Raw genomic sequence first — 23202 nt, forward strand, 5'->3', positions numbered from 1 at the left:
AAAGTCAGGTTAAGTGATGTACTGCACTAGTAAATGACGAATTGAATTGGTCATTTTTTGAAAAAAATAATTAAATATTTGTTCGTACTTTGTAAACTATTTCACAATTAAGAATGAACAAAAGAATTGATAACATACTGGATAACAAATGGTGGCAGGAGGTTGCCGTTGTCCTTTTCTCCTTTACAATATATACCCTAAAAAACGACTGGATGCTCTTTAGTTCCTTCGTTTCTATTGCAATGGGTGTATTTTTTTATTGCATTTTATACTTGCATGCCCAATTTAATCGTTTTTTTATCCTTCCGATTTTATTCAAAGCAAACAAACCTTTTACTTATATTATTCTGACGCTTTTTGGAGTTTTTGTATTTTCTGTCATTTTGTATGAAATCACAAGGATGGATATGTTTGCCAAATGCCATTTGTACCAAAACTCGCATCAGAGAAGTTATGCGTATCAATTGGCGAGCGTTTTAGGTACTTTGGTCTGCATTCTGAGTCCGATTATTGTCTTTAAGTTTTATCGTATTCACAGAAAACAGACTGATGCGGCTTTATTGTTTAATCAAATGCAATTGAATTCATTGAAAGGACAATTAAATCCGCATTTTTTGTTTAATACTTTTAATACGCTTTACGGAATAAGCCTTCAGTTTCCAGACAGAACGCCCGATTTAATTATGAAGGTTTCGCAGTTAATGCGTTATCAGTTGGAAAGCAACAGTAAACAATGTGTATCTTTAGAAGACGAACTGGAGTTTATAAACAGTTATGTGCAGCTTGAAAAAGAGCGTGTTGGCTATCGATGTGATATTACTTTTGAAAGCAATGTTGATAACGAAAATGCGTATAAAATTTCGCCTATGCTTTTAATTGCATTTATCGAAAACGCCTTTAAACACGGAACTTGCGCTATTGAAAGATGCTTTGTTAAAATCACAATTTCTGTCGAAAAAGGATTATTGCATCTTCATGTTGCCAATTCAATTCCGAAGAAAAATGATGTGATTTCGACCAAAATTGGCTTAAAAAATACGATTGAACGTTTGAATTTGATTTATGGAAAAGACTATAAATTGGATGTTCAAGACGACAAACAAGTTTATATTGTTGATTTAGAAATACAGCTAAAAAAGTTTGTAGGATGAGAGAAACAAAAAGATGCATTATTGTGGATGATGAACCTGCTGCACATTATGTTTTGGCCAATTATATCAAACAGAATCCGCAGTTAGAATTGGTTTTTCAGGGATATAATGGCATTGAAGCGATGAATTATCTTAGAGAAAACCCTGTCGATTTAATGTTTCTGGATATCAATATGCCTGAAATTTCGGGAATGGAATTGCTTAAAATTCTTCCAACGCATCCTAAAACTATTTTGACTACAGCCTATTCTGAATTTGCTCTTGAAAGCTACGATTATGGCGTAATTGATTATTTGCTGAAACCCATTTATTTTCCAAGATTTCTAAAAGCAATTGATCGTTTTTTTGCAACCGAAAGCGTAAAACAAAAAGCAGAAGAAACCGTAAATTCAGTAAGTGTAAAAGTAGATGGCTATTTGATGGATATCGAATTGGATCAGCTTTTATACGCACAGAGTTTTGGTAATTATGTAAAACTTCATACTACAAAAAGAACCTATCTAGCTTCGATAACTACGACAGAGTTTGAAAAATGCCTGCCAGAAAAGAGTTTTATGCGTATTCATAAATCATATATCGTGGCGCTGGATAAAATTGATGCTACGGAAAAAGATTTTGTGGTCATTAAAAATGAAAGAATTCCAATCGGAATTACGTATAAAAGAGAGCTTACCGACCGATTAAAAAAACTCGAATTATAATTTAATACTTGATTTTAAAAGAGTTTTTTCTGCGGATAAAAAATGTAATTCCTTCATGTTATCGTAAGAGAAAAATTATTAATTTTAATACGTTACTAAAGTTTAATTTTAAAAAATGAAACTATGAAAAACGTGTTTTTGTCTTTTACTTTTTTATGCAGTAGTTTTTTAATTGCACAGGAAGGAACGAATATGAAAAAAGTCATCACGCCTCCCGAAAAGGTTCGATTTGCTTTTGAGAGAGAATATCCAGGAAAAGTGCCAGTTTGGTCTGAAGAGTATGTGGGAGATGATGCAGACGAGATTCGTTTTGAAGCGCGATACAATGTAGATGATAGAACCAAAGCAGTAGCGATTTATGATAATCTGGGAAACATGAAAGCTTATGAGTTGCAGATTCCGTTTAAACAGCTTCCGATAAAAGCACAGTCTTATCTGAAAAAGAATTACAAGGCAAAAGTTATTCAAGAAATTGCAATGGTGGTAGACGATAAGAAAAAAACAACGTACGAAGTTGGTATAGAAAAAGATTCTAAATTTTACGATATTGTTTTTGATGCAGAGGGAGGTTTTAATGTCTCTGTTGAAAAAAATTAAAACGTTTACTAATTCAAATATTATTTGAAATGACAAACCCGATAAGTTTTTGGTTACTTATTGGGTTTTGTTTTTTATAGTTTTTTTGTTTCAGGTTTCAGGTTTCAAGTTTCAGGTTCTACATTCAAACCTGACAGGTTTTTAAAACCTGTCAGGTTTAACAATTGCTTTTTTGGGAATTTGGAATTTCAATTTTGAAATTTTTATAACATCATTCCTCCAGAAACTTCGATTCGTTGTGCATTTACCCAGCGCGCATCTTCGGTACATAAAAAGGCTACAACACCGCCAATATCATCTGGTAGACCAACTCTTCCTAAAGCAGTCACAGAAGCAATTTGCTGATTCATTTGTTCATTATCGCGAACTACTCCGCCACCGAAATCAGTTTCGATTGCACCTGGAGCAACAATATTCGCTCTAATTTTTCTAGCACCCAATTCTTTTGCTTGATATTTAGTTAGGGTTTCCATTGCACCTTTCATAGAAGCATAAGCCGCATAACCTGGGAAAGAGAATCTTGCTAAACCTGTTGAAATATTTACAATTCCGCCACCGTCATTCATTACGTTAAGTCCTTTTTGAGTTAAGAAAAACGGACCTTTGAATTGAATATTAGTCAATTGGTCAAATTCTGCTTCAGTTGTTCCAATGAATGAATTGTGAATTCCGATTCCGGCGTTGTTTACTAAAAAATCAAATTTGTCTGTTTTAAAAGTGTCTTTAAGAACTGTTTTTACGTTTTCAAAGAAAGAATCGAAAGTTGACGAATCAGCTACGTTTAATTGTAATGAAGCTGCTCTTTGACCCAAACTTTCAATTTCTGAAACTACAGCATCAGCTTCTTCTTTTTTGCTGTTGTACGTAATGATTACGTCCAATCCTTTTTTTGCAATTGCAATTGCCATATTTTTTCCTAAACCTCTGCTACCGCCTGTAACTAGAGCTATTTTTGTATTTACTGCCATTTTTTTAATTGTGAATTATGAATGGTTAATTGTGAATTATTTGATGTTTTTTGTTGTCAGTCTGAGCGGAGTCGAAGACCTTCGTAGTGAGAGTGTCCTTCGACTACGCTCAGGAAGACAAATGTTGAATTTATCTTTTAAACACATAGAAACATAGATTTTAGTTTTCTTTTAAAAGACTACAAAAAGAAACTAGTTTCTAACACATAGCGATGTGTTTTATTAAAAGTGAAACGCCTTTAATTCACTCCAAAAATCTATGTTTCTGTATGTTTAAAATTTAAGAATGCATCAGATTAAAATGATTTCTCAGCTCTTCTGCACTTGCGTTTAATCTCGTTTCGCTCGTGCCGAAAGTCAGTTCTTGTCGGCCTTCTTTCAATTGTTCGAAAATCGATTCGATAAAACTGCTTACGCTTGGGTGTGCATCGTGAAGACCAATTCCGCCTAAATCGGTGTTTAATGCCGGCGGAATAATTTCTACCACTTCAATATTTTTTTCTTTTAATAAATGACGAAGCGAAAGTGTAAACGATCTAAAAAACGCTTTTGTAGCCGAGTAAACGGGAACTTTTGCAAATGGAGAAAATGCTAATCCAGAAGTTACATTCATTACTGTTTTAAGAGAAGGCAACTGAATAAATAATGAAGTTAAATGCAAAGGCGCTTCAATATTGGTATTGATTTCAGCTTTCATGCTTTCGTAAAAATCAGCATCTGTTATTGATTTCCAGTTTTGAATTCCTGCATTATTGACTAAAACATTTAAGTTAGGATGATTTGCTGCAATCCATTCATAAAGTGCAATGCGTTCTTCTTCTACAGATAAATCGCATACTTTAGTAATAATATTTGGAAACTTAATTTTTACTTCCTCTAAAAGAGAAGCTCTTCTACCGCAAATAATCACGGTATTGTTTTCTTGAATAAATCGTTCCGCGAGTCCAAGTCCGATACCGCTTGCACCGCCAGTTATTAAAATTTTGTTGTTTGATAAATCCATCTTTTCGTTCTTTTAGTTTGATGAGACAAAGGTAGGAGCGAAGTAGAGTTGGGGAGTTGTAAATATCAAATCAATGTTTGCGAAATTCAAATCAGTTGTAAAATTCAAATAATAAAATCCCAAAGTCCAATTCTCATTTTATGTCCTCCTGAGCGGAGTCGAAGGACACGCACAGTAGGACGTACTGTATGGATTTAGCATGAGATCCTTCGACTCCGCTCAGGAGGACAAACGTATTTTCAAGTTTAAAAAACTTGAAACTTGAAACTTGAAACAAAACAATCTAACTCCTAAAAGCAATCGGCGTGTAAGAAGTGTGTTTTTTAAAGAAATTAGAAAAATGCGCTAATTCTTCAAAACCAAGCGAATAGGCTATTTCAGAAATATTCCAATCGGTTTGTTTTAAAAGTATTTTGGCTTCGTTTGTTAGTCGGTTACTGATTAATTCTGTTGTCGTTTTTCCCGTGTTTTCCTTTAAAACTTTATTTAAATGATTTACATGAACAGATAATCTTTCTGCAAAATCTTTTGCCGTTCTCAGCTCTAATCTTTGATTTGGTGATTCTATTGGGAATTGTCTTTCTAATAATTCTGCAAATAAAGACGAAACTCTTGCTGCCGAATTGTGTTTCGAATACAATGCTGTAATAGGCTGCAATTTTTGTCCGAAGTGAATTAATTCAGCGACATAATTTCGAATTAAATCATACTTATAAATATAATCAGAATTAATTTCTTTTTGTATTTTGTTGAAAATCAAAGAAACTTCTTCTACTTCTTCGTCAGAAAGCTGAAAAATGGGATAACCATCTGAAGCGAAAATGGGAAGTTCATCCAAGTCGATTCCGCTTTTACTTTTAGATAAAAACTCGCTGGTAAATACACAAAATTGCCCGCCTTGGTTAGTGTCTTGCGGTAAATAATTGTACGGAATTTTTGGAGTTGCAAATAACAATCCCTGTTTTTCGATTTCGATTACTTTATCGGCGTATTCTGCTTTGTTGTGACCTCGAATCAAACTTATTTTGTAATAAGCTCTTCTGTCGTAAGGCATTCCAGGTTTTCCTTTCATGCGTTCTAGAAGTTCTTTTATATCAAAAACATTAAAATGGCCGATTTCTTTCTGAATGTCGTTTGGCAATAAGGAAGTGGGATCAACAGTTGAACCTTCGGTAATGTCGTGGTAAAATGAATCTAAGGATTTCATATCTGTGAATTGCGAAATTCAAATATACGAAAAAATGTTTTTTGCCACGAAGACGCTAAGGCGCAAAGTTTTTTTTAAGATCCCTCAAATTATAACGCAATGCAAATCAAATTCACAGTTCCCGTGGTTGAAACCACGGGCTATAACCAAAAAGATTACCTATTGTCAAACAATTTCGCAAAAACAAAAAAACTTTGTGCCTTAGCGTCTTTGTGGCTAAAAAAAAATTAAAACAAACTTCCTTGTACAAACTCTGGCTCTGGATTACTTCCAAAAGGGAAAGCATCCATTACAAAAAACTGTTTTACTTTGGGATCAAATTCCCTTAAAACAATTTCATTGCATTCAAATTCAAGATTGATTGTGGTAAAAAGCTCGGAAGCTATTTTAAGATTTTCTGGTGTTAATCTTCGCCCAATCGACAAGTGTGGATTATCGCTTTTTTTCAGTTTTAAGGACTTTAAAGTTTCATTAATCTTTTTCATAATTGGAACAAGATTATTTTTAGAATCTTGATTTACTCCGATGAAAAAAGCGCCAGCATTCGGAAAAGAATCAAAGTGATTTAAAGACACTTCGAAAGGCGTGAAAGTATCAGCTATTTTAGAAAGCTTTTTTTTAATTGAATCCAGCTCCGATTCCTCAATTGTAAATTCACAAATCGTAATATGTGCTTCGGAATTGCAGCTGTTGTACCAATTGATTTTGCTTTTTAAAAAGTCTTTCAATTTTTTAACGGGCTCAACAAGCGCTTTAGAATAAAATACAATTGAATAGGTTTTTTCCATTTTTGAGGCTATAAATTATGCAAATTTAAAGCTTTCCTTTCAAATGTAATCGATGCAGAATTTCAGATTTAAGTAAACCGCTTCCTCCTCCAAAATGTTCAATAACTTCAACGTCTGGGTGAGTTTTTAAACAGAAAGAAGTAAATTCTTTTTCAACATGATCTTCAATTGCAGAACTTAAAAGCACAATGTCTATTTTATTGTTTTGAAAATATTCTTGGGCTTCTTTTTCGTTATTAAAAGCAACTCCATGCCAGTTTTCATCTACATTAACAAGACGAAGTAAAATAGCTAAAATAGCTTCATTTTTTCCGAGTAATAAAAATTGCAACTGTTTCATTTTTTAAGCTTCTAAGGTTATGAGGTTCTAAGATTCTAAGAAACTAAGTTTATTGGTTCCTCATTTAATTATCTAATTGTCTAGATTATCTCATTCTCTAATTAAAATCATTCACAAATGTAGGGAGGGTTTTAAGAAAAACGGCTTAATCTAGGACAAGAAATGAGTTTTTTCGAGTCTTTTTTGAATATATCTGAAGAAGAATCTAGTATTTCCTTTCACAAATTTACGTTAAAGGGGATTTTGGCAATATTTTGCGGTACAATTACTTAAGGTTTTAAGTTAAAGTTAAGAATGTTAATTTTTTCACACAATGAGGAAAACCGTAAGGTTATCTATATTGTGAATTCTAATTTTGGCCTATAGAAATTTGAAAAGATGATAGCCTTTACCTTTTTGGGTATCATTAAAATTTCTGCAGAAAACTGTTTTTGGAGAAACGTTTTTACATTGAATTTTGACATATTCATTTGATCGTGGGTACTTGTATATAAGTTTGCAATATACATTAATGTCTAATTTTTTTAGGGTTTTAAGATTAAGTCGACGGACGTAATTTTAAAACCCTTTTTTTACCACAATAATGAAATGCCAATCAGTCAAAACTGAATGATATCGGTATTGATTTTAAATTTTTGAGGAGAGAATCCGTAATAGCTTTTGAATGCTGCTGAGAAATGCGAAACGTCTTTGTAACCGCATTTATAAGCCACTTCGCTTACTATAGCTGTTTTGCTTTGAAATAACTCTTTGGCGTGTTCCATTCTCAGTTTTATGATATAACTTTTGACCGTAGTTCCAAAACAAGCTTTAAAGCCTTTTTTTAGTTTGAATTCGTTTAACGAAATAAGTCGTGAAAGTTCAGGTAGAGTAGGTGTGTTTCTATAATCGTTTTCTAAAATTTTTTTGGCTTCTAAAAGTTTGCTGTAATCTTCTTCGTTTATATTTTCTGCTTCTAAAGGTTTGATAATTAATGTTTCGAGCTGATGAATAAGGAGTTCTTTGATTTTACTTTCTATATAAATTCTTTTTAAAACGCCTTCTCGCGTACAATTTTTTATTTCTGATGTTACCCACTGAATTGCAGGTGTAAAAGGAAGATATTTTGATGTTAAATAACTGGATTGTTTTTCAAGAATTTTTTTTGAAAATTTTTCGTGCAACTGCCAGTCTTCGTTGATGATGTTATAATAAAACTCTTTAGAAAGAATAATCGACAAATAGTTGATTTCTGTGAAAGGCGGAATGTTGAAGGTCGCTTTAAAATTGTTCGTATAAAAAATATTATGTGTGTTTTTTCTCGAATATTTCTCACTTTCCAATTGGTCAATATGCGTTTCTACATTGCTGCTGTAAATAAAATTCATCACAACCGATTCTTCATCGATTTCAAAACTAACTGTTCTTGGAGAGGAATAATACATCTGAGTATCAAGAAGAACTAATCCTTCGGTGATGAGATGACGGCTTGCAATTTTTTCGGAATCGCCATTTTGAATGTTGACATTTTCTTCGGTTAAAATACTTTTTGGATAATATTTATCTCCAATTTCAATTTTAATTATAGGCGTTTCTGACGTTAAAAGGGTGGCGTTGATTTTCAAAATATAATCCGTTTTTACAAAATAATAATCCGTTTTTCCCTATCTTTTTTGAAGACGTTGATGGTACTTTTGCAGCAAAGTTATTTATAATTAGTCTAATTAAAGATATGTCAACTCAAAAATTTTTATTTGCCAGTTTATTTTTTCTAACTACGTTCTTATCATTTTCCCAGCAAAATCAAGGTTTCACAGTGTCTGGAAAAGTTGTTGAAAATTCTGGAGAAACAATTCCGTTTGCGACTGTCGTTGTTGAAAAAACAGGTTTAAGTGTTATTTCAGACGAAAACGGAAATTATATTTTGAAAAATGTTCCATCCGGAAAACATACATTAAAAATCTCTGCATTGGGATTTGCAGTTCAGAAAAAACAAATTGAAGTTTCGGGCAATTTAGAAGTTTCAGTTAAAATGGAAAGCGAGTTGCAGGAATTAGAAAGTGTAACTGTACTCGGAAGATCGCAAACCGATAAAGTAAACAAACAAGCTTACAGCGTTACTGCAATTGATGCCAAGAAACTGCATAATTCAACTCTAGATTTATCTCATGCACTCGACCGCGTTTCTGGTGTGCGTAACCGTGAAGCGGGTGGAGTAGGTTCAAGATCAGAACTTTCGATCAACGGATTTTCAGGAAATCAAATTAAGGTTTTTATTGACGGAGTGCCAATGGATAATTTTGGTTCTTCTTTTCAAATGAATAATATTCCGATCAATCTTGCCGATCGTGTAGAAGTTTACAAAGGTGTTGTGCCAATTTGGCTTGGTGGAGATGCTCTTGGCGGAGCAATAAATATTGTGACCAATAGTAAACCTAGAACGTATGTAGATGCTTCTTATTCGTTCGGATCTTTTAACACACATCGTTCAAGTATCAATGCGGGTTATACGGCAAAGAGTGGTTTTACAACCGAAATTAATGCTTTTCAAAACTATTCGGATAACAATTATTGGGTAAATGTAGATGTAGCCGATTTAAATACAGGGGCTTATTTTCCAAATCAGAGAGTTAGACGTTTTCATGATAAATACCGTAATGAAACGGTGATTTTGAATGTGGGTATAACCGGAAAAAAATATGCAGATAAATTAATGATCGGTTTTACTGGCGGAGAAAATAAAGCCGATATACAAACCGGAGCCAGAATGGTTAGCGTGTTCGGACAGATTTATAGAAAAGGAAGCATTGTAATGCCAACTTTAAAATATCAGGTTAAAGATTTATTCACCAAAGGGCTGAATGTGAATGTTACGGGTAATTACAATTTTGGTTACGAACAGAATATTGATACCGTTTTTAGAAGATACAATTGGTTTGGCGATTACAAACAATATGAAGGAGCAGGAGGAGAAAGAAGCCGTACGCTTCGTAAGTTCTATAACAATAATGGTATAGCAACAGCCAATGCGACTTATACACTTAATGATAGACACTCTTTTATGGTCAACAATACGTTTAATACGTTCGATCGTAAAGAGAGTGACGAATTGGTTCCTGAATCGCTGGTGTATAAACAGCCTAAAAAAACGCAAAAGAATGTTTTAGGATTAGGGTATAAATTAGATTATAATGATAAATGGAGCACATCTGTATTCTTAAAAGATTATTCATTAAAAACTACTTATTCAAGAAGCTATAATCCGTCGGGAGCTACTGGAGATATTGCTTACCAAAAATATGTAGATCATACTTCATCAACAGGATATGGTGCCGCTACAAGTTATTATCTGAAGCATAATTTACAGATTAAAGCTTCTTATGAAAAGACATACAGGCTTCCAACTCCAGAGGAAATTTTTGGTAATGTCAATGACAATTTAGAAGGAAATCTTTCTTTAAAACCAGAATCTAGTAACAACTACAATTTAGGAGCGAGCTATCAAACTAGCTTCCGCGAAAAAAATGCTTTGTCATTTGATGTAAATCTTTTGCATAGAAATGCAGTCGATTTTATTCGTCCAACATTAAATAATAATCAAACCATGACTACCAATGTCAATCAAGGAAAAGTGACGAATTATGGTATTGATGGTGAGATTAGATATTCGTACAGCAATCGTTTTACGGCTGGTTTCAACGCAACGTACCAGAACATTAGAAACAAAACAATGTACGAGCCAAATCAAAATTATGTATCTCCTTTTTATAATGACAGAATTCCAAACATGCCATATCTTTTTGGAAACGCAGATGCTACAATGTTTTTTAATAATGTTTGGAAAAAAGGAAACAATCTGTCTGTAGGCTATAACCTGCTGTATGTTCATACCTATTATTTGTCATGGCCAAGTATGGGAAGCAAGGACAGCAAATTAGAGATTCCACAGCAGTTTAGCCATGATTTAAATGCTGTTTATACAATGGCAAATGGAAAATACAATATCGCATTTGAATGTAAAAACTTTTTAGACAATAAGCTTTACGACAATTTTTCATTGCAAAAACCAAGCAGAGCTTTCTATATCAAGTTTAGATATTATTTCAGCAAATCAAATAATTAAATTTTAATACAAACACCATAATACAATGAAAAAAAGTACAACATTAGCGTTATTATCAGCTGTTATAGCTTTTACAGCTTTTTCTTGCAGCAGTGATTCAGATAAATCAGGAGGAGAAACTGGCGGAGGAACTGATACAGGAAAAACGAAATATATTATTACTGCAACAACTGGTGCAGCGGGAATTGCAGATTATTTATTAACTGCAGACGATGTTTCTACGGGAGTTATTACGACTACAGGAAACGGATTGGAGCAAGATGGAACATACCGTTACTATATTACAGCACAAAACAACTTCTTTAGTTTGCTTTACGGACAAGGAAATCCTGGAGCTGTAACAACTTATAATTTAAACGCCGAAGGAAAATTGGTTAAGAAATCAGATTTCCAAGCTGAAACAGTACACGTATTTGCTGCGGTAAACAAAGATATCTTGACGGTTAAAGTTCCTAGAAGTGGCGCTTCTATTGCTTCTATGTATAAAATTGACGCAGAAAAATCGCTTATTGTTGGTGAAGCTCAGCAAGATACTAAGAAGTTAGCAGGAAACGGAGAAAGAGCTTTCTATACTTGGGCGACGCAGGTTGGAGATAAAGTTTATATGCCTTACATGAGTATTAAAGGAGATGGAGTAGATAATTTTGGTACTGCAAATCCAGATAGTACTTGGGTTGCGGTTTATAATTATCCAGAATTGAAATTAGAAAAGGTAATCAAAGATAACCGTACAAGTTATTTGGGAGCTTATTTCACAAACGGATTATTCCAAGACGAAAATGGAGATGCTTATGGTTTCTCTGGTGCTATTGCTACTAGCAATGCCGTAATGACTTCTACAAAACCTTCTGCGATTGTAAAAATTAAAAAAGGAACTACAGAGTTTGACAAATCTTATTTCTTTAATGTTCAAGAAAAATCAGGAGGATATAAAATTTCTTCTACAACTTATATTTCAAAAGGTAAATTCTTATTGTTAATGTACGGAAATGTGGGTAAAAACAACGGTGCAGTAAAAATGGCTATTGCCGATGTTTACAACCAAACATTTACTTGGGTAACAAATGCTCCTGCAACATTAACTTCTGTAACTAGCCGTTACAATATTACTTCAGAAGACGGAAGTTCTGCAATTGTAGGGATCAATACTCCTGAAGGAAACTGGATTTACTCTATCAACGGTACAACTGCCGCTGCAACAAAAGGTATGAAAGTGGAAGGCGGACAAATTACTGCAATCCAAAAATTAAAATACTAATATTTTTTTTGCCGTAAGTCCTTTTTTGTGAGGACTTACGGTTTTTTTATTTATCCTATTTATCTATCCAAATTATGTTTTCTTCTTCAAAACCAAATAATAAGAAAAAAAATAAAAAGTCGCTTTTTAAGCGTATCATGGCCTGGCTCCATTTGTGGCTTGGTTTGGCATCTGGAATCATTGTGGTCATTGTCAGTCTTACGGGCTGTATTTATGTTTTTGAGAATGAAATAAAAGATTTTATTGAAGACTGGCGTTTTGTAAAACCTCAGGAAAAAGCTTTTTTACTGCCGTCTCAATTGGTTTCGATTGCAGATAAAAGAATGAAAGACAAAAAAGCAACCAGTGTGACTTTTGGCGCAAAAGATGAAGCGGCAATTGTCGGTTATTTTGTGGAGAAGAAAGAAGAAGGAGGAAGAGGAGAAAGAAAAAAAGATCTAGCCCAAAATAATGAAAAGGCAAAATCTGAACTGAAACCTCAAGGAAAACCAAGTGAAAAAGGTAAAGGAAAGGAAAAGAAGGGTAAAGGCGGAAGAAGACAAGGAACTTTTATAAGCGTTTATATGAATCCGTATACTGGTGAAGTATTAAATGTAAAAACGTTCTCAAGAGGAGAATCGCCAGATTTTTTCAGATGGATTTTAAACGGACACCGTGCCTTGTGGCTTCCTTATGATATTGGAAGGCCAATTGTGGGAGTTGCCGTTTTAATTTTCGTGGTTTTACTTATTTCAGGCATCGTTTTATGGTGGCCAACAAAATGGATTAAATCTATTATTGATAAAAGTTTTAAAATAAAATGGGACGCTAGTTTTAAACGTGTCAATTATGACATGCATAATGTATTTGGTTTTTACAGCTGTATTTTCCTGTTTTTTATTGCCGTAACGGGCTTAGTATGGAGTTTTGGATGGTGGAGCAAATCTTTGTATTGGGTAACTTCTGGAGGAAAACCGCTGACTGAAAACCGCGAATCTCCAAAATCTGATACAACTCATGTTAGAGAATTTAATATTACAACAGCCGATAAAGTTTTATTGAATTTAAGAAAAGAAAATCCTCAGGCAGCCGGAATCATGATTAGTATTCCAGGAAAACCTGCGGATCCGATTGGTGCTTTTGTTTACAAGCAAAAACATACTTTTTATAATATGGACCGATATAGTTTTGATCAGCAGAGTTTGAAGGAAATCTCGATTAAAACACCTTTTTCAGGTAAATATGTAGAAGCTAATATTCCAGACAAAATCAGACGTATGAATTACGATATTCACGTAGGAAGTGTTCTTGGACTTACAGGGAAAATCATAGCTTTTTTGGCCAGTTTAATTTCGGCTAGTTTGCCCATTACAGGATTCATTATCTGGTGGGGGAAACAGAAATTTGGCAAAAAGAAACCCGCTGCAAAACCAAAAGTGACAACTAAAGCAATTCCCGTTCCTAAATTGAAAAACCCAGCAGAACAAGAAGTTACTGCTTAAACATATAAAATTGGTTTTTATAATTCCTTTTTTTTTTTTTTGATAAAAGGCAAAACTTGCAAAAGTTTTGCCTTTCTTTTTTTAATTATAACCGTTTGATTTTAGCCATTCAGCACAATCTCGAGTCCAAAATTTGCTGGTGTCAGCAACGCCTAATCCAAATCCGTGACCACCTTTTTCATATATATGCATTTCTGCCGAAACTCCTTTTTTCTTTAATGCCAAATAGTAATTAATGCTGTTTTCTGGAATAACCACAGTATCATCTGTTGCATGAATTAAAAATGTAGGAGGTGTTTTTGAAGTCACTTTCTTCTCGTTTGAAAAAGAATCAATTAACTCCTTTGAAGGATTGTTTCCAAGCAAATTGGTTTGCGAACCTTTATGCGTAATTTCGTTTTCCATTGAAATTACTGGATAAATTAGCAACGAAAAATCTGGACGGGCACTCACTTTATATGCCGATTCGTAGACTTTGTCGTCATAATGTGTTGAAGCAGTAGAAGCTAAATGACCACCAGCAGAAAAGCCTAAAATTCCAACTTTACTAGGATCAATATTCCACTTCGAAGCATTTTGTCTCACGTAACGAATGGCTTCTTGAGCATCTTGCAAGGGTCCTACACTTTTATTTTTCATGGTCAAATCCGTTGGCATTCTGTATTTTAAAACAAATGCTGTAATCCCTAAACTATTAAACCATTCAGCGACTTTTGTTCCTTCTTTATCAAAAGCTAAATGGGTGTAACCGCCGCCCGGACAAATTACAACAGCTGTTTGATTTGGTTTTGCTTCTTTGGGAATAAAAATGCTCAAAGTGGGTACAGAAACCTGACTTGTACTTTGCATCTTTCCATCTTTTAACTCTGGTTTTTCTTTATAATCGGCTGCTTTTACTTCATCTGGAATTTTATGCCATAACGGAATAACTTGATTTTGTGCATTCATAGAAAATAGGCCTGAAAAAAGAAGCAAACTCAATGTGATTCCTCTTGAAAATGGTGTTCTTGTAGTTTTCAATTTAATTTATAATTATTTGGTTTGTAATAGTATACGTTTTTTACTTAAAAAATGCAACCGATGGCCTAAATTAGTCAAAATTGACAAAAAATACTTTTTTAGTTGTAAATTTCAGGACTATTTTACCCCAAAAAAGGATGAATTTCACACATTGGCTTTTAACAAATATATTGTTTAATGTGTAATTTTGAATTCTTTTTTTTAAGTAATATGTTTATTTAACAGGCTAAAATATTTTTTTACACAATATTATTTGGATTGTACGGATTAAAAACTATATTTGTGCAATCGATTACATTATTTTTCTTTTAAGGTGTTAATTTATTGATTATACTATTTTTAGAAAGCAGTAAACATAGTCTTTTAAGATTACCAAAAATTACAAAAACTATAATACCCACTTACTATGAATCAAACCGAAACCGTTGCAGTAAATCAGAGTGTCAAAACCACAGGAAAATACCGTTGGAGTATTTGCGCATTGCTGTTTTTTGCAACTACAATCAATTACCTGGATAGACAAGTGCTTTCCTTAACTTGGAGTGATTTTATCGCGCCAGAATTTCACTGGACAAATAATGATTATGGAAACATAACGGCTTTATTTTCTATATTTTACGCAGTTTCGCTATTATTTGCAGGCAGATTTGTAGATTGGTTGGATACCAAAAAAGGATTCCTTTGGGCAATCGGAATATGGTCTGTAGGAGCTTGTCTTCATGCATTCTGCGGTATTGCAACTTCAGGAATTATTGCAGGAGAATGGTTTGTGGGCTTTCATGGTTCAAAAGAAATAATCAGTACAATAAGCGATACAGCATTGGTGATCAATGTAAGTGTTGCTTTATTTATTTTTGCACGTTTCGTTTTAGCAGTTGGAGAAGCAGGAAACTTCCCTGCGGCAATTAAAACAACTGCAGAATATTTTCCTAAAAAAGACAGAGCTTTTGCAACGAGTATTTTCAATGCAGGTGCTACAGTAGGAGCGTTGGCGGCTCCGGTTACAATTCCTTTCATAGCAAAATTCTTCGGTTGGGAAATGTCATTTATTATTATTGGAGCCTTGGGATTTGTTTGGATGGGATTCTGGATGTTTATGTATGATAAACCGGAAAGACATTCAAAAGTTACACCAGAAGAATTGGCTTATATTCAGCAAGACGATATTGCAGATAGCAAATTAGTTGGTTTTGTTCCAGAAACAAGCACAAAAGTGTCTTTAGCAGATTGCTTTAAGTACAAACAGACTTGGGCTTTTGCATTTGGTAAATTCATGACAGATGGTGTTTGGTGGTTCTTTTTATTCTGGACGCCAGCATATTTAAGTTCAGTTTACGGAATGGATTCTACAGAAGCGGCATTGCCATTGTTTGTGCTGTATATGATTACATTATTGTCAATTATTGGAGGATGGCTGCCAACTTATTTCGTAGAGAAAAAAGGAATGAATCCGTACGAAGGAAGAATGAGAGCGATGCTAATTTTTGCATTTTTCCCATTATTAGCTTTGATCGCACAGCCATTAGGATACATCAGTTACTGGGTTCCTGTAATTATCATCGGAATTGCAGGTGCAGCGCACCAATCTTGGTCGGCAAATATCTTTACAACAGTTGGAGATATGTTTCCTAAAAAAGCAATTGCAACCATTACAGGAATTGGAGGTTTAGCTGGTGGAGTTGGTTCAACTCTTATCAATAAAGGATCTGGAGTATTGTTTGATTATGCAAAAGATACCAATATGGTTTTTATGGGATTCAAAGGAATTGAGGCTGGTTATTTTATCATTTTCTCGATTTGTGCTGTTTGCTACTTAACTGGTTGGATTGTAATGAAATCATTGGTTCCTAAATATAGTCCAATAACTGATTTATAAAGAAAAATACACATAATTGAAATATTTTTTTCATTTCAATTATGGTTATTCCATTTAAAAAATTAATTTTGTGCAATCGATTACATTATTTAAATTATGACAAAATATAGTTCAAGATACGCGTCAAGCCCAGAAGCTGTAAAAAAGTATGACACGCAGCAATTGAGAGAAGAATTCTTAATTGATGATTTAATGCAGGAAGATGAAGTTGTATTGGTTTATTCTCATTACGACAGATACATTGCAGGTTCTGCAGTTCCTGTAAAAGGAGATTTACCTTTAGAAACAATTGATCCTTTAAAAGCGCCTTATTTCTTAGAGCGTAGAGAGTTAGGAATCATCAATGTTGGAGGAAGCGGTTCTGTAGTTGTTGAAGGAACTGCTTATGAGTTAGGTTTTAAAGATGCTTTGTATATCGGAGCTGGAAATAAAGAAGTGGTTTTTAAAAGTGATGACAAAAACAATCCTGCTAAGTTCTATTTAAACTCTGCTCCAGCGCATACGACTTACCCAACTAAAAAAGTAAGTTTAGCTGAAGCTAATAAATTACAATTGGGAACGATGGAAACGGCAAATCACCGTACCGTAAACCAAATGATTATTGGAAGCGTGGTAACAACTTGCCAATTGCAAATGGGAATGACGGAATTGAAACCGGGAAGTGTTTGGAATACGATGCCAGCTCACGTTCACGATCGTAGAATGGAAGTGTATTTCTATTTGGATATTCCACAAGATCAGGCAGTTTGTCACTTCATGGGACAACCGCAAGAAACAAGACATATTTGGATGAACAATCATCAGGCAGTAATTTCTCCGCCTTGGTCTATCCATTCAGGTTCTGGAACTAGCAACTATACTTTTATTTGGGGAATGGCAGGAGAGAACTTAGATTACGGAGATATGGATGTTTGTAAAATCACTGATTTAAGATAAGATGACAAATTTATTTGATATAGAAGGAAAAGTTGCGCTTATCACAGGAAGCACGCACGGACTTGGAATGGCAATGGCAAAAGGACTTGGTCAGGCGGGTGCTACAATTGTGGTGAACGGAAATTCTTCTCAGGAAAAAATTGATAATGCTGTAGCCGAATTAAAAAGTGAAGGCATCAATGCAGTTGGTTATAAATTTAATGTAACCGAAGAGCAAGAGGTGAAAGCTGCTGTTGCAAAAATTGAAAGTGAAGTTGGACCAATCGATATCTTGATTAATAACGCTGGAATTATCAAAAGAATTCCGTTGCTTGATATGGAAGTGTCAGATTTCAGAGAAGTAATTGATATCGATCTTGTAAGTCCGTTTATCGTTTCTAAGCATGTTGCAAAAGGAATGATTGAAAGAAGACAAGGAAAAATCATCAACATTTGCTCTATGATGAGCGAGTTAGGAAGAAATACAGTTTCTGCTTACGCTGCTGCAAAAGGAGGTTTAAAAATGCTGACGAAAAACATGGCAACAGAATGGGCAAAATACAATGTTCAGATTAACGGAATCGGTCCTGGATATTTTGCTACAGAACAGACAAAACCAATTAGAGTAGACGGACATCCGTTTAACGATTTTATCATCAGCAGAACACCAGCTGCAAAATGGGGAGATCCTAGCGATTTGGCTGGAGCAGCAATATTTTTATCATCAAAAGCGAGTGATTTTGTAAACGGTCACATTTTATATGTTGATGGAGGAATCTTAGCAACAATCGGAAAACCTTCAAACGAAGAATAATTTTCAAATTATAATTAAAAAGACATGAGCCAGAAATTCATACATGATAATTTTTTATTAGAAAATAAATACGCTGAAGAGTTGTATCACAATTACTCTAAAAATCAGCCCATTATTGATTATCACAATCACTTAAATCCACAGTTTATTGCAGAAGATAAAATCTTTGATAATATTACACAAGTCTGGATTAATGGTGATCATTATAAATGGCGTGCAATGCGTACATTAGGGATTAACGAACAGTTTGTAACAGGAAATGGTTCAGATAAAGATAAATTTTTAAACTGGGGAAAAACTGTTCCGTACACTATGCGTAATCCTTTGTATCACTGGACACATTTAGAATTGGCTCGTTATTTTGATATTTATGATTTGTTGAATGAAAAATCGGCTGAGAAAATTTATATCGAAACTTCTGAGAAAATAAATTCTCAGGCTTACAGCACACAAAATCTTCTTAAAAAAGTAAACGCTGAATTGGTTTGTACTACAGAAGATCCAATCGATTCTTTAGAATTTCACCAAAAATTCGCAAATAATTCGACTGGAATCAAAATGAGTACGGCTTTCAGACCTGATAAAGCCATCTTAATTGCTAATGATGGATATAATGCATATCTGGACACATTAGGGGATGTGTCCGGTATTGCAATTAACACGTATGCTGATTTACAGTCTGCTTTAAGAAAAAGAATCGAATTCTTTAATGCAAACGGATGTAAATTAAGTGATCATGGATTGAATCAAATTGATTTTGAAAACTTTACAGAAAGTGAAGTAAATGCAATTTTCAAGAAGAAAAGAGAAAATGGCGAATTGTCTCCAGAAGAGGTTTTAAAATTCCATAGTGCCATTTTAGTTTTCTTATCAGAAACGTATCATGAGTTTGGATGGGTACAGCAGTTTCACTTAGGTGCATTGCGTAACAACAATGCTCGTATGCACAGAATCTTAGGTCCAGATACAGGATGGGATTCTATTGGAGATTATCCGCAAGCGCAAAAATTATCTGCTTTCTTAAATGCATTAGACAGCAAAGATAAATTGACTAAAACGATTATCTACAACCTAAATCCTGCTGATAACGAAGTTATGGCGACAATGATTGGAAACTTCAATGACGGAAGCGTTCGCGGAAAAGTACAATTTGGTTCTGGATGGTGGTTCTTAGATCAGAAAGATGGAATGACAAAACAATTGAATGCGCTTTCAAATATGGGCTTAATCAGCTGTTTTGTTGGAATGCTGACAGATTCTAGAAGCTTCTTATCGTTCCCAAGACACGAATATTTCAGACGTATTCTATGTAATCTTTTGGGAGATGAAATTAAACGTGGTGAACTTCCAAACGATATGGAATGGATTGGAAAATTAGTTGCTGATATTTCATACAACAACGCTAAAGAATATTTCAAATTTTAAATAAAGTCTAACCGCAAGGTTCGCAAAGATTTACGCAAGGCTCGCTAAATGAAATCCTTTTTAATCATTGTAATCTGTGGCAAAAAAATATAAATAATGAGTAGAGTAGTTGCATTTGGAGAAATCATGCTTCGTCTTTCGACGGAGAGACATTTGCGTTTTTCGCAATCTACAGCATTTGGTGCTACGTATGGTGGTGGCGAATTTAACGTATGCGTTTCTTTGGCTAATTATGGTGTAAATGCTGAATTTGTTACCAGACTGCCTGAAAATGAAATTGGCTTTTCTGCATTAAAAGAAATCAGAAAGATGAATGTCGAATCTAAAAACATTGTTTACGGAGGAGAGCGTTTAGGGATCTATTTCTTAGAAACTGGAGCGGGAACGCGCGGAAGCAATGTGGTTTACGATCGTGCTCACAGCGCCATGTCAACTATTCAAAAAGGACAGGTAGATTGGGAGAAAGTTTTGGAAGGCGCAGAATGGTTTCATTGGAGCGGTATTACGCCAGCAATTTCAGAAAGTGCAGCTGAAGCTTGTTTAGAAGCAATTAAAGTTGCTCATAAAAAAGGAATTAAAATTTCATGCGACTTAAACTATAGATCAAAACTTTGGCAGTACGGAAAAGCTCCAAGCGAGGTTATGCCAGAAATGCTGAAATACAGCAATGTAATTTTAGGAGATATTGATACAGCGTATTTCATGTTGGGAATCCCGAAAGTAAATCCGAACTACCAGGATGAAAAATCGCTTCCAGCAGTATATGATAAATTGTTTGAATTGATTCCGAGCTTGAAAATCGCAGCAACGACGCTTCGTTATTCTGTTAGTGCTTCACATCAAAGAATTGGTGGGATTTTATACGACGGAAAAGCGATTTATAGTGCAGCCGTAAAAGAAGTTACGCCAGTTGTAGACCGTGTTGGAAGTGGAGATGCCTTTATGGGCGGATTAATCTACGGTTTATTGGAGTATAATAATAACCAGAGAGCTTTAGATTTTGCAGTTGCAGCTTGTTGTCTAAAACATACAATTGCAGGAGATTATAACTTGGTTACTTTAAAAGAAGTTGAGAATATGATTGATGGTGATGGTTCTGCATTAGTGTCAAGATAATTTTAAATAAAAATGGCAAAATATTCAAGAATAGAAGTAGCTCAGACGATGAAAGAGAACGGTATGGTTCCGTTGTTTTTTCATTCGGATATTGAGCTGAGTAAAAAAGTTTTAAAAGCATGTTATGATGGTGGATCCCGATTAATGGAATTTACTAGCCGTGGTGATTTTGCTCACGAAGTTTTCGGTGCTTTAAACAAATATGCTTTGGCGGAACTGCCAGGAATGATTCTAGGAGTTGGCTCTATTACAGATGCAGCTTCGGCTTCTTTGTACATGAGTTTAGGAGCAAATTTTATTGTAACTCCAGTTTTTAGAGAAGATATAGCTATAGCTTGTAATCGTAGAAAAGTGCTTTGGTCACCAGGCTGCGGTACTTTGACAGAAATTGCTAGAGCAGAAGAATTAGGTTGTGAAATCGTAAAACTATTTCCAGCTGATACTTACGGACCGGAATTTATTAAAGCGATAAAAGGCCCATGTCCGTGGACAAACATTATGCCTACAGGTGGTGTTTATCCAACAAAAGAAAGTTTGAGTTCATGGTTAAATGCAGGAGCAACCTGCGTTGGTTTGGGCTCACAATTAATTTCAAAAGACATATTGGACAATAAAGACTTCGACGGACTTACCGCAAAAGTGAAACAGGTTCTTGACATTATAAAAGATATTAGAAAATAGATTAAGGGGTAATCATGCCTAACTCCTTATTTTATAAGTTTTTTTTAGATTTTTAGAGATTGTAATTGAACATTACGCTTGAAAAATTTAGCTAGCCATTCCTCACAGCCGGCTTTATTTTACTCAATCGGGTGTAATGTTTCATTTGCAATTTTAAAGGCAGAAATAAAGAAATAAGGTTTATAAATGGTTATTTATAACGTATTAAAGAAAGTTTAAAATGAAAAAATTAAATAGAATAAATACAGGATTAGAAAAGTTACAGCCAATTAAGGTAGTTCAGTTTGGAGAAGGTAACTTTTTAAGAGCCTTTGTTGATTATGCTTTTGATAAACTAAATAAAGAAGTTGATTTTAATGCCGGTATTGCAGTAGTTCAGCCTTTGAAAGACGGTATGGTAAATATGATTAATGATCAGGACGGTCTTTATACCTTGTTTATGAACGGAATCAAAAAAGGTGAAAAGATACAAGATATTGTCTTAATTAATAATATTGTAAAAACTATAAACCCATATACTGAATTTGCAAATTATTTGGCTTTAGCCAAAGAAGAAGAACTTCAGTTTATTGTTTCTAATACTACAGAAGCTGGAATTGAATTTATTGAAAGTGATACTCCAGACATGAAGCCGCCAGTGTCATTTCCTGCAAAATTGACGGTTTTATTGTATGAAAGATTTAAACATTTTAATGGAGATGCTTCAAAAGGAGTTACAATAATTCCTTGTGAATTAATTGATTATAACTCTGAGACGCTTAAAAAATATATTTTACAATATGTTGATTTATGGAAATTAGAGGATGCATTTAAGACTTGGGTATCAGATGCTTGTACCTATCATAGCACTTTGGTTGACAGAATTGTTCCTGGCTATCCAAGAGCTGAAATCGAAGAATACAATAGTAAATTAGATTATGAGGACAATTTAATTGTTGCGGCTGAACCTTTTTTCCTTTGGGCTATTGAAGGTGGAGATGATCTAAAAGCAAAATTGCCTTTCCACAAAACAAATTTGAATGTAAAAATCGTTGATGATATACGTCCTTTTAAAATGATTAAAGTTCGTATTTTAAACGGTGCACATACGGCAATGGTTCCTTTTTCACTTTTGCATGGTAATAAATTAGTAATGGAAACTGTTAACGGAGATTTTACTGGAAAATTTGTAAATAGCGTTATTAGTGAAATTAGTGAAACTCTTGATATGGACAAAAATGAAATTACAGCCTATTCTGAGGAAGTAATGGACCGATTTAAAAATCCATTTATCAAACATGCACTTGCTGATATTGCATTAAATTCTGTATCGAAATTCAAAGTAAGAGTTTTGCCTAGTTTATTAGGGTATTATAATGCTAACAAAGAATTGCCTGTTAATTTGACTTTTTCATTAGCGAGTTTAATTCGTTTCTATAAAGGAACTTGGAATGGTCAAAGTTTACCGGTTAAAGATGGTGAAGATATTACAACATTCTTTAACGGACTTTGGAAGTCTGATGATTATGAGAAAATTGCTCGTTTAACATTGCAAAACAAAGGTTTCTGGGATCAGGATTTAACTGAAATTCCAGGATTGACAAAAGCAATTACAATCGCTTTAGAAGAAATAGATTCAAACGGAATTGAAGCTGGTTTTGCTAAGTTTCAAGAAAGAATAAAATAAATCCATTTTTGGGATTGGACTAAGAAATAGTTTGATTCAATAAATGAAAATCTAATTTGATCTGCTAAAATCTTTTAAAATCTGCGTGAAATT

General features: G+C 34.1%; 20 protein-coding genes. 13 read left to right on the forward strand and 7 right to left on the reverse strand.

Features of this window, described 5'->3' with window-relative positions:
* Nucleotides 1-113 precede the first annotated feature (113 nt).
* From RB618_RS14065 to RB618_RS14075, 3 genes are all read left to right on the forward strand, one after another.
* Nucleotides 114-1151, forward strand: a complete 1038-nt coding sequence (locus tag RB618_RS14065) for a histidine kinase (RefSeq protein ID WP_308069307.1) — start codon at nt 114-116, stop codon at nt 1149-1151.
* Nucleotides 1148-1852, forward strand: coding sequence for a LytTR family DNA-binding domain-containing protein (locus RB618_RS14070; protein ID WP_111377136.1), 705 nt, complete (start codon nt 1148-1150; stop codon nt 1850-1852). The genes RB618_RS14065 and RB618_RS14070 overlap by 4 nt, the downstream gene beginning before the upstream one ends.
* 123 nt (nt 1853-1975) lie before the next feature.
* Complete coding sequence (locus RB618_RS14075) at nt 1976-2449, forward strand: hypothetical protein (RefSeq protein ID WP_308069308.1); 474 nt, start codon at nt 1976-1978, stop codon at nt 2447-2449.
* Between the two features lie 203 nt (nt 2450-2652).
* Here RB618_RS14075 and RB618_RS14080 read toward each other — a convergent pair whose 3' ends face one another.
* From RB618_RS14080 to RB618_RS14105, 6 genes are all read right to left on the reverse strand, one after another.
* Complete coding sequence (locus RB618_RS14080; protein ID WP_308069309.1) at nt 2653-3417, reverse strand: SDR family oxidoreductase; 765 nt, start codon at nt 3415-3417, stop codon at nt 2653-2655.
* A 280-nt stretch (nt 3418-3697) separates the two neighbouring features.
* Nucleotides 3698-4420 carry an SDR family NAD(P)-dependent oxidoreductase gene (locus tag RB618_RS14085; protein WP_308069310.1) on the reverse strand — a complete coding sequence of 241 codons (723 nt, stop codon included), beginning with the start codon at nt 4418-4420 and terminating at the stop codon, nt 3698-3700.
* A 283-nt stretch (nt 4421-4703) separates the two neighbouring features.
* Complete coding sequence (locus tag RB618_RS14090; RefSeq protein ID WP_308069311.1) at nt 4704-5627, reverse strand: helix-turn-helix transcriptional regulator; 924 nt, start codon at nt 5625-5627, stop codon at nt 4704-4706.
* Nucleotides 5628-5854: 227 nt separating this feature from the next.
* Entirely contained in the window at nt 5855-6415 is a 561-nt protein-coding gene (locus RB618_RS14095; protein WP_308069312.1) for a 2'-5' RNA ligase family protein, read from the reverse strand.
* A gap of 25 nt (nt 6416-6440) precedes the next feature.
* The gene (locus RB618_RS14100) at nt 6441-6755 is read right to left on the reverse strand and encodes a hypothetical protein (protein ID WP_308069313.1); all 315 of its coding nucleotides are present in this window, start codon (nt 6753-6755) and stop codon (nt 6441-6443) included.
* A 599-nt stretch (nt 6756-7354) separates the two neighbouring features.
* A complete protein-coding gene (locus tag RB618_RS14105) occupies nt 7355-8359 on the reverse strand; it encodes an AraC family transcriptional regulator (RefSeq protein WP_308069314.1) in 1005 nt (334 codons plus the stop codon).
* 107 nt (nt 8360-8466) lie between these two features.
* Between RB618_RS14105 and RB618_RS14110 the strand changes: the two genes are divergently transcribed.
* The 3 genes from RB618_RS14110 (at nt 8467) to RB618_RS14120 (ending at nt 13596) form a co-directional block, all read left to right on the forward strand.
* Complete coding sequence (locus RB618_RS14110; RefSeq protein WP_308069315.1) at nt 8467-10857, forward strand: TonB-dependent receptor; 2391 nt, start codon at nt 8467-8469, stop codon at nt 10855-10857.
* Nucleotides 10858-10882: 25 nt separating this feature from the next.
* Complete coding sequence (locus RB618_RS14115) at nt 10883-12115, forward strand: DUF4374 domain-containing protein (protein ID WP_308069316.1); 1233 nt, start codon at nt 10883-10885, stop codon at nt 12113-12115.
* A 74-nt stretch (nt 12116-12189) separates the two neighbouring features.
* The gene (locus tag RB618_RS14120) at nt 12190-13596 is read left to right on the forward strand and encodes a PepSY-associated TM helix domain-containing protein (protein ID WP_308069317.1); all 1407 of its coding nucleotides are present in this window, start codon (nt 12190-12192) and stop codon (nt 13594-13596) included.
* A gap of 81 nt (nt 13597-13677) precedes the next feature.
* On the opposite strand, the gene RB618_RS14125 is transcribed toward RB618_RS14120, so the two are convergent.
* Nucleotides 13678-14616, reverse strand: a complete 939-nt coding sequence (locus tag RB618_RS14125) for an alpha/beta hydrolase (RefSeq protein ID WP_308069318.1) — start codon at nt 14614-14616, stop codon at nt 13678-13680.
* Nucleotides 14617-15022: 406 nt separating this feature from the next.
* On the opposite strand from RB618_RS14125, the gene RB618_RS14130 reads away from it, so the two are divergent.
* From RB618_RS14130 to RB618_RS14160, 7 genes are all read left to right on the forward strand, one after another.
* A complete protein-coding gene (locus RB618_RS14130) occupies nt 15023-16492 on the forward strand; it encodes an MFS transporter (protein WP_308069319.1) in 1470 nt (489 codons plus the stop codon).
* A 96-nt stretch (nt 16493-16588) separates the two neighbouring features.
* Complete coding sequence (gene kduI, locus RB618_RS14135; RefSeq protein WP_308069320.1) at nt 16589-17428, forward strand: 5-dehydro-4-deoxy-D-glucuronate isomerase; 840 nt, start codon at nt 16589-16591, stop codon at nt 17426-17428.
* A 1-nt stretch (nt 17429) separates the two neighbouring features.
* Nucleotides 17430-18221, forward strand: a complete 792-nt coding sequence (locus RB618_RS14140) for a gluconate 5-dehydrogenase (RefSeq protein ID WP_308069321.1) — start codon at nt 17430-17432, stop codon at nt 18219-18221.
* 24 nt (nt 18222-18245) lie between these two features.
* Nucleotides 18246-19646 (forward strand): glucuronate isomerase, encoded by a 1401-nt coding sequence (gene uxaC, locus RB618_RS14145; RefSeq protein ID WP_308069322.1) that lies wholly within the window; start codon nt 18246-18248, stop codon nt 19644-19646.
* 96 nt (nt 19647-19742) lie between these two features.
* Complete coding sequence (locus RB618_RS14150; protein ID WP_308069323.1) at nt 19743-20762, forward strand: sugar kinase; 1020 nt, start codon at nt 19743-19745, stop codon at nt 20760-20762.
* Nucleotides 20763-20774: 12 nt separating this feature from the next.
* On the forward strand, nt 20775-21443 hold the full coding sequence (locus RB618_RS14155) for a bifunctional 4-hydroxy-2-oxoglutarate aldolase/2-dehydro-3-deoxy-phosphogluconate aldolase (protein WP_111425578.1): 669 nt from the start codon (nt 20775-20777) through the stop codon (nt 21441-21443).
* A gap of 220 nt (nt 21444-21663) precedes the next feature.
* The gene (locus RB618_RS14160) at nt 21664-23109 is read left to right on the forward strand and encodes a tagaturonate reductase (RefSeq protein WP_308069324.1); all 1446 of its coding nucleotides are present in this window, start codon (nt 21664-21666) and stop codon (nt 23107-23109) included.
* The last annotated feature ends 93 nt before the right edge of the window (nt 23110-23202 follow it).

The sequence above is a fragment of the Flavobacterium sp. LHD-85 genome, from assembly GCF_030929595.1.
Taxonomy (GTDB): Bacteria; Bacteroidota; Bacteroidia; order Flavobacteriales; family Flavobacteriaceae; genus Flavobacterium.